The following is a 6,090-nucleotide window of genomic DNA, read 5'->3' on the forward strand; positions in this document are numbered from 1 at the left end:
TATCTCCTGAATATCCATAAAGACATTTTAACATTTTTTTATGGTCCTGCCTCCCTTAATTCCCGCCCTTTTTCTCAGAAGGCTTAACCGCTTTGTGGGAGAGGTCCTCCTGGAAGGAAGAGTTAAGAAAGCTCTCATAAGGAATACGGGAAGACTTGAGGAGCTCCTTAAGTTCGGAAACACGGTTTTCGTGAGAGAAAAAAGCAGCGGAAAGTATAAATACGAAGTAATACTCACAAGAGCGGAAAAAAAGCCTTGTATGTATAGAGTCTCATTACGCTACCAAGCTTTACGAGGAGTTTTTAAGGGAGAAGGGTATTAGAGATATAAGGAGGAAAGTAAGGGTGGGTAAATACAGGTTTGATTTTCCGGTTGAGAATAATCTCGTTGAGGTAAAATCCGTAAACCTTGTAAGAAATGGTGTAGCTCTCTTTCCGGATGCTCCTGCGAAGAGGGGGAGCGAGTCACATAAGGGAGCTAATTAAACTCAAGAAATATAATCTGCTCCTCGTTTTTGTTGTCCAAAGGGAGGATTTCTACAGGTTTATGCCCAATTGCGAAAGAGACAAGAATTTCTGCAGGGCTTTCTACGAATATGTTAATACGGGGTTTCCCGAGAAGGTGTATAAATGCAAGGTAGGACTTGAAGAGATTAAAATTGTTGAAAAAATACCTTTTGAGGTTTAAACTAATAAACTTCTGAAGGAGGTAAGAAATGCCAAATACGAGACAGGCGAAAAAGAGAATGAGAAGGGACGCAAAGAGAAGACTGAGAAACAGGTATCACCTCTCAAGGATGAGAACTTACATAAAAAACTTCAGGAGAATGATAGAAAACGGGGAAATTGAAAAGGCGAAGGAGTATATAAACGAAGTTATAAGCGTTATTTATCACACCGCATCAAAGGGAGTAATCCATAAAAACGAAGCGGCGAGGAGAGCCTCAAGGGTTTACGCACTTCTGAATAAAGCCATCCAACAACAACAGGCTCAATCCTGAGGTGTGTCGCTGAAATCAACGTAGGAGTCCTCTTTTCTCTCCTCCTCTTTAATCATCCTTATGTATTCCTCCTTAAGGTCTTGACTTATGCAGTAATCGTCTTCCTCAAGGCAGGTTATTAGGTTTGCCTCCTCAAGAACACGGATTAATTCCTTACTCATTAACACACCTCCGCGGGGATTTTTACGAGTTTTAATCTAAATTTTTAAAACAGAAAAGGCAAATTTAAAACGATTTTTGGGAAATATTAAAACAAAGTTATAAAATCAGGCGGGGAAAAGCTTCCCCGGGTTGAAGAGGTTTTTAGGGTCAAAGAGTTTCTTTATTCCCTTTAAAATCTCGTATCCCGTCTCCCCAAACTGCCACTTTAAGAACTTTCTCTTCGTAAGTCCAACACCGTGCTCTCCCGTTATTGAGCCGTGGTAAGAGAGAGCAAGCTCAAACACCTCGTCAACCGCACGTTCTGCCCTTTCTTCTTCTTCCCTGTTTGATTTGTCATAAAGGAGATTTACGTGAAGATTACCATCACCTATATGACCGAAAACCACCATAAGAAGGCTGTACTTCTTGGCTATTTCCCTGAGCTTGGGAAGGGCTTCCGGGAGATAGGTTCTCGGGAAAACTATATCCTCGTTTATCTTTCCGCTCCTGAGGTTTCCGAGAGCGGGTCCGAGGTTTTTCCTTGCGGTCCATAACTTTTGGGCTTCTTCTTTGCTTTGGGCAACCTGAACCTTCGCACCGAGCTCCGAGAGAATTCTTCCGACTTCCTTAATTTCTTCCTTCACCGCTAATGGATGTCCGTCAACCTCTATTAAGAGAAGCGCTTCTGCATCTCTGGGAAGTCCTACGGGTTTGTAGTCCTCAACAGCCCTTATTGCATCTCTGTCCATAAACTCAAGGGCGGAGGGGAATATACCCGATGTGAGAATTTTACTTACCGCTTTTCCAACGGTTTCAAGGTCGTCAAAAACAGCAAGTGCTGTCATTCTTGCTTTTGGTTTCGGTATGAGCTTTAGGGTTATCTCGGTAAAAAGACCTAGCGTTCCTTCGGAACCAACGAGAAGCTTCGTTATATCGTATCCGGCAACGTCCTTTAAAACGGGACTTCCCGTCTTTATAACCTTACCCTCCTTTATAACAGTTTCAAGACCAAGAACGTATTCCCTCGTAACACCGTATTTTAGACACCTGGGTCCCCCTGCGTTTTCCGCAACGTTTCCCCCTATCGTTGAATACTTAAAGGAAGAAGGATCCGGCGGGTAAAAGAATCCCAGTTTTTCGACATATTCCTGGAATTGATAGGTTATGACACCAGGTTGAACGGTTGCGGTAGCGTTATCAACGTCAACGGTGAATTTATCCATCTTCTCAAAGGAGACAACTACTCCGTCCTCCCTTGTGGGAACCGCACCGCCCGTGAGACCTGAGCCCGCACCTCTAGGGAATATAGGAATGCCTTCCTCGTAGCATACCTCAACGAGCTTTATAACGTCTTCCCTGTTTTCGGGAAAAACTACGGCTGCCGGTATACTCCTCTCAATAGGTATGGGAGTTGCATCGTAAGAGTATAGTTTTCTTTCAACTATTGAGTCTTTGACCTTTTCTTCACCGAGTGCCTTTTTCAGTCTCTCAATTTTATCTGTAATTACCGCCATGGGAATAATATATGGAAATACGAGAACACAAGAAAAGGAGGGAACTCATAAGAGCTTCTCAAGGAATTTAATCTCTTTCATAGCTTTATAGTTTGTCAGGTCAAGGTCTAGGGGTGTTATGGATACAAAACCGTTCATAACCGCCCAGTAATCTGTCCCTTCTTCGGCATGCCACCCGAACTCCTCGGCGGCTATCCAGTAAAAAGGCTTCCCGTAGGGGTCTAAATACTTGAAAACCCGTTCCTTGTAGGCTCTTCTCCCCTGTTTCGTTATCATGTACCCCTTTATTTCCTCATACCTCAGGTTAGGAATGTTTACGTTAAGGTAGGTATCCTCAGGAAGGCCGTTCTCAAGAACCTTCTTTACTATGTCAACACAAACCTTTGCCACCTCCTCAAACATTATTGACCCTTTCCCAAATACGGAAAAGGCTACGGAAGGTATACCCAGAATTCTCCCCTCCATAGCTCCCGAAACTGTTCCCGAGTAGGTTATGTCTTCCCCGAGATTTGGACCCTCGTTTATACCCGAAAGCACAAGGTCGGGTTTTTTTTCCTCAAGTATAACTCTGTATCCCAAGTGGACACAGTCTGCGGGTGTTCCGTCTATGACCGTGTAAAAGTCCGTATCTATCTTTCTCATAGTTAAAGGCTTGGTGAAGGTGAGGGAGTGCCCCACCCCGCTTAAGTTCCTGTCCGGGGCAACTACAATAACCCTTCCGAGAGGTCTCAGGGCTTCCCGCAGGGCGTTTATACCGGGCGAAAAGTATCCATCGTCGTTAACGAGTAAAAAAACAGCCATGTCAATCCAGTATTTTAACCGCTCCTTCCCCTATTACTTTTCCCCTTATTACCTTATCGGAAAAGGGGGATAGAACCCTCACGTTCTCGTTCATAAATCCGTTATCAAGGGCTTTACCATCAAAAACTATGAATAAGTTTCCTTTCTCGTAATAAACCCTAACTTTTTCTCCCCTCTTTACAAGAAAACTCTTTTTTAACTTTGTTCTTTTTATTATTTCTCCCTTTTTTATAAACGTTTTTGAGACGAAATTCTCAACCGGTTCGTTTATCCCTTTCGGACATCTACTCAGATATACCCTTTTTTTCTGAACGTTGCCGGGGTTTAGCCTCTCTCCCGGGGTTATATCTTCCTTTGATATTAATACCTCACACTTCCACAGCAGATTTAGTCTTACCGTTCCCACCTTTTTATTCTTGAGGTATACAAATCCCTTCGGTAGGTTTTCATAAACTCTTAACTCAACAACTTCATAATCCTCGGGAATTAAGGTTAAAACCTCGTAGGACTTTAACTTTACCTTGTCTCCGAATCTTTCTTTTAGTTTCCTTTTTATTAAGTTTTCTAAATCAAGGGAAAAAGTTATTAAGGGGATGAGAAGGCTAACGACGTAGGTTAGCCGCCTGAGATAGCATTTCATCCGCAGCCTGTATACCTTTTGAGTTAAACTCGTAAGCTCTCTGGGCTATTATGAGGTTCACCATCTCCTCGACTATGTTCACGTTCGCACTCTCAAGGTATCCTTGAAGGAGCGTCCCGAGACCTTGATTTCCGGGATTGTCTATTATAGGTTCTCCCGAGGCAGAGGTTTGTATAAACAAGTTATTACCTATCCTTCTCAACCCTGCCGGATTTACGAACTTGGCAAGTTCTATTCTTCCAACTTCTTCAACTTCCGTAGCTCCCTGTCTTAGAACACTTACGGTCCCGTCGGAGGCTATGCTAACACTTATTGCGTCCGCAGGTATCGTTATTTCGGGATCCAGGGGATAGCCGTCACTGTTTACTATCCTGCCTTCCGAGTCAAGCCTGAACTGACCGTTTCTCGTGTAAGCTATCGTTCCGTCGGGCAAGACTACTTTAAAGAAACCGTCACCCTGTATAGCTATATCAAGCTGGTTATCGGTTTTTATCAGATTTCCCTGGGTGAATATTCCGTAAGTGTCTGCCACGTAGGTTCCGAGACCTATCTGAAATCCCGAGGGTGAGCGGGTCGTCGGGGATGTGGGAGCTCCCGGCTCTTCAACCGTCTGGTATAGCAGGTCCTGAAAGGTTGCCCGTATCTTTTTGTATCCTACGGTGTTCACGTTCGCCATGTTGTGGGATATAATATCAAGGTTCATTTGTTGTGCTGTCATTCCGGAAGCAGAAGTCCAAAGAGCCCTGAACATTACAAATCCACCTCCCTTACTTAAAATTTTAATTAGAAAATGAAGATTAATCAGAGCTTAGAGTTAAAACTTAAGACGAGCCTAAATATCCTTCTAAAACAACAGCTTGAAGTTCTAAGCCTTACTGTTCAGGAACTTGAAAGGATAATAAACGAGGAAACGATAACAAACCCCTTCGTTAAAGGAGTTTTTAAAAGGATACCTAAAGTTTTTTATACAGCTGAGGAGTTTTCTTATGAAGTTCCCTACGAACCGAAAGAGCTTGAAGTTCTTGAAGAGAACGTAAAATTAGAGTTCAAAGGAAAGGAAAAGGAGATAGCCCTTGAGCTTCTCAGGTTTATAGATGAGAAAGGGTTTCTCAGGGAGGATATAGGTAAAATCGCAGAAATTCTGGGCATAGGTGTTCATAGCCTTGAGGAGATAAGGAAAAAGTTAATGAGGCTTGAACCCATAGGAGTTTGTTCTAAGGACATCTGGGAGTTTCTTGAGCTCCAGGTTGAGGAAGTTTACCCGGAAGATTCAGAAGCTTTAAAAGAGGCACTCTTACACTTTAGAAAAACGGGAAGTATAAACGAGAAAGTAAAAGCAAAACTCTCAAGACTTAAGATCTCACCCCTTACACCCCAAGTTGAGAATGTAAGGCTTTACAAGGTTGATGCAGTAATTGAGGAAGAAGATGGAGAGCTTAGGTATTACCTTTACGAGGATTTCATAGACTTGGACCTTAACGAGGAGTACTGGGAGCTTTACAGAAGGTCAAAGGGAAAGGTAAAAGGTTATTTAAAAGAAGCCTTTGAGAGGTATGAGGCTATAAAGAAAGCCCTTGAGATAAGAAAGAAAAACTTAAGGGAGATTATCGGGATAATTGTCAGGAGGCAAGAGGGATTTCTCAAAGGTGTAGACACATTAAAGACTTTAACTATAAGGGAAGTGTCGGAAAAACTGGGTGTTCATGAGTCTACTGTGAGCAGGATAGTTAACTCAAAATACGTAAAAACGCCTGTGGGAACTTATCCGTTAAGGTTCTTCTTTGTGAGAGAAGCGGTTGAGGGAACATCTCAGGAGGAGATACTTACACTAATCAAGGAGATAATTGAGAGTGAGGACAAAACAAAACCGCTGAGCGATGAAGAGATAGCTAAAATTTTACAAAGCAGGGGAATAAATGTTGCACGAAGAACTGTGACGAAATACAGGGAGGTGTTGGGTATACCTTCATCCAGAAAGAGAAGGAAAAAGGGGT

Annotated in this window: 10 protein-coding genes; 5 read left to right on the plus strand and 5 right to left on the minus strand. The window is 42.8% G+C overall.

All coding sequences use genetic code 11. From position 1 onward, the window contains the following. Nucleotides 1–40: 40 nt before the first annotated feature. From ACWB1W_RS01580 to rpsT, 4 genes are read left to right on the plus strand one after another with little or no spacing between them, the layout of a single operon-like run. Nucleotides 41–322 (plus strand): hypothetical protein, encoded by a 282-nt coding sequence (locus ACWB1W_RS01580; protein WP_479369642.1) that lies wholly within the window; start codon nucleotides 41–43, stop codon nucleotides 320–322. A 4-nt stretch (nucleotides 323–326) separates the two neighbouring features. Further along, nucleotides 327–485, plus strand: a complete 159-nt coding sequence (locus ACWB1W_RS01585; RefSeq protein WP_479369651.1) for a DNA/RNA nuclease SfsA — start codon at nucleotides 327–329, stop codon at nucleotides 483–485. After that, entirely contained in the window at nucleotides 439–687 is a 249-nt protein-coding gene (locus tag ACWB1W_RS01590; protein ID WP_479369643.1) for a DNA/RNA nuclease SfsA, read from the plus strand. The genes ACWB1W_RS01585 and ACWB1W_RS01590 overlap by 47 nt, the downstream gene beginning before the upstream one ends. Nucleotides 688–715: 28 nt before the next feature. Further along, entirely contained in the window at nucleotides 716–1,000 is a 285-nt protein-coding gene (rpsT, locus tag ACWB1W_RS01595) for a 30S ribosomal protein S20 (RefSeq protein ID WP_479369644.1), read from the plus strand. Here the strand turns inward: rpsT and ACWB1W_RS01600 are convergent. From ACWB1W_RS01600 to flgG, 5 genes are all read right to left on the minus strand, one after another. Beyond that, nucleotides 991–1,161 carry a hypothetical protein gene (locus ACWB1W_RS01600; RefSeq protein ID WP_479369645.1) on the minus strand — a complete coding sequence of 57 codons (171 nt, stop codon included), beginning with the start codon at nucleotides 1,159–1,161 and terminating at the stop codon, nucleotides 991–993. The two genes, rpsT and ACWB1W_RS01600, sit on opposite strands and share 10 nt — an antisense overlap. Nucleotides 1,162–1,266: 105 nt before the next feature. Next, nucleotides 1,267–2,655 (minus strand): FAD-binding oxidoreductase, encoded by a 1,389-nt coding sequence (locus ACWB1W_RS01605; protein ID WP_479369646.1) that lies wholly within the window; start codon nucleotides 2,653–2,655, stop codon nucleotides 1,267–1,269. 45 nt (nucleotides 2,656–2,700) lie between these two features. Continuing rightward, nucleotides 2,701–3,456 carry a 5'/3'-nucleotidase SurE gene (gene surE / locus ACWB1W_RS01610; RefSeq protein ID WP_479369647.1) on the minus strand — a complete coding sequence of 252 codons (756 nt, stop codon included), beginning with the start codon at nucleotides 3,454–3,456 and terminating at the stop codon, nucleotides 2,701–2,703. 1 nt (nucleotide 3,457) lies between these two features. Further along, on the minus strand, nucleotides 3,458–4,096 hold the full coding sequence (gene flgA / locus ACWB1W_RS01615; RefSeq protein ID WP_479369648.1) for a flagellar basal body P-ring formation chaperone FlgA: 639 nt from the start codon (nucleotides 4,094–4,096) through the stop codon (nucleotides 3,458–3,460). Continuing rightward, nucleotides 4,059–4,847: a flagellar basal-body rod protein FlgG gene (gene flgG / locus ACWB1W_RS01620; RefSeq protein ID WP_479369649.1), complete on the minus strand. Its 789-nt coding sequence runs from the start codon at nucleotides 4,845–4,847 to the stop codon at nucleotides 4,059–4,061. The genes flgA and flgG overlap by 38 nt, the downstream gene beginning before the upstream one ends. A gap of 39 nt (nucleotides 4,848–4,886) precedes the next feature. Here flgG and rpoN point away from each other — a divergent pair. Continuing rightward, on the plus strand, nucleotides 4,887–6,090 hold a 1,204-nt coding region (gene rpoN / locus ACWB1W_RS01625), incomplete at its 3' end, for an RNA polymerase factor sigma-54 (RefSeq protein ID WP_479369650.1).

The organism is Aquifex sp. (assembly GCF_056494385.1).

Excerpts from the sequence above, each read along its gene's own strand:
- ACWB1W_RS01605 (WP_479369646.1), bottom strand. The coding sequence starts at position 2,655 with ATGGCGGTAATTACAGATAAAATTGAGAGACTGAAAAAGGCACTCGGT.
- flgA (WP_479369648.1), bottom strand. The coding sequence starts at position 4,096 with ATGAAATGCTATCTCAGGCGGCTAACCTACGTCGTTAGCCTTCTCATC.
- ACWB1W_RS01590 (WP_479369643.1), top strand. The coding sequence starts at position 439 with ATGCTCCTGCGAAGAGGGGGAGCGAGTCACATAAGGGAGCTAATTAAA.
- rpsT (WP_479369644.1), top strand. The coding sequence starts at position 716 with ATGCCAAATACGAGACAGGCGAAAAAGAGAATGAGAAGGGACGCAAAG.
- flgG (WP_479369649.1), bottom strand. The coding sequence starts at position 4,847 with ATGTTCAGGGCTCTTTGGACTTCTGCTTCCGGAATGACAGCACAACAA.
- surE (WP_479369647.1), bottom strand. The coding sequence starts at position 3,456 with ATGGCTGTTTTTTTACTCGTTAACGACGATGGATACTTTTCGCCCGGT.
- ACWB1W_RS01600 (WP_479369645.1), bottom strand. The coding sequence starts at position 1,161 with ATGAGTAAGGAATTAATCCGTGTTCTTGAGGAGGCAAACCTAATAACC.
- ACWB1W_RS01580 (WP_479369642.1), top strand. The coding sequence starts at position 41 with ATGGTCCTGCCTCCCTTAATTCCCGCCCTTTTTCTCAGAAGGCTTAAC.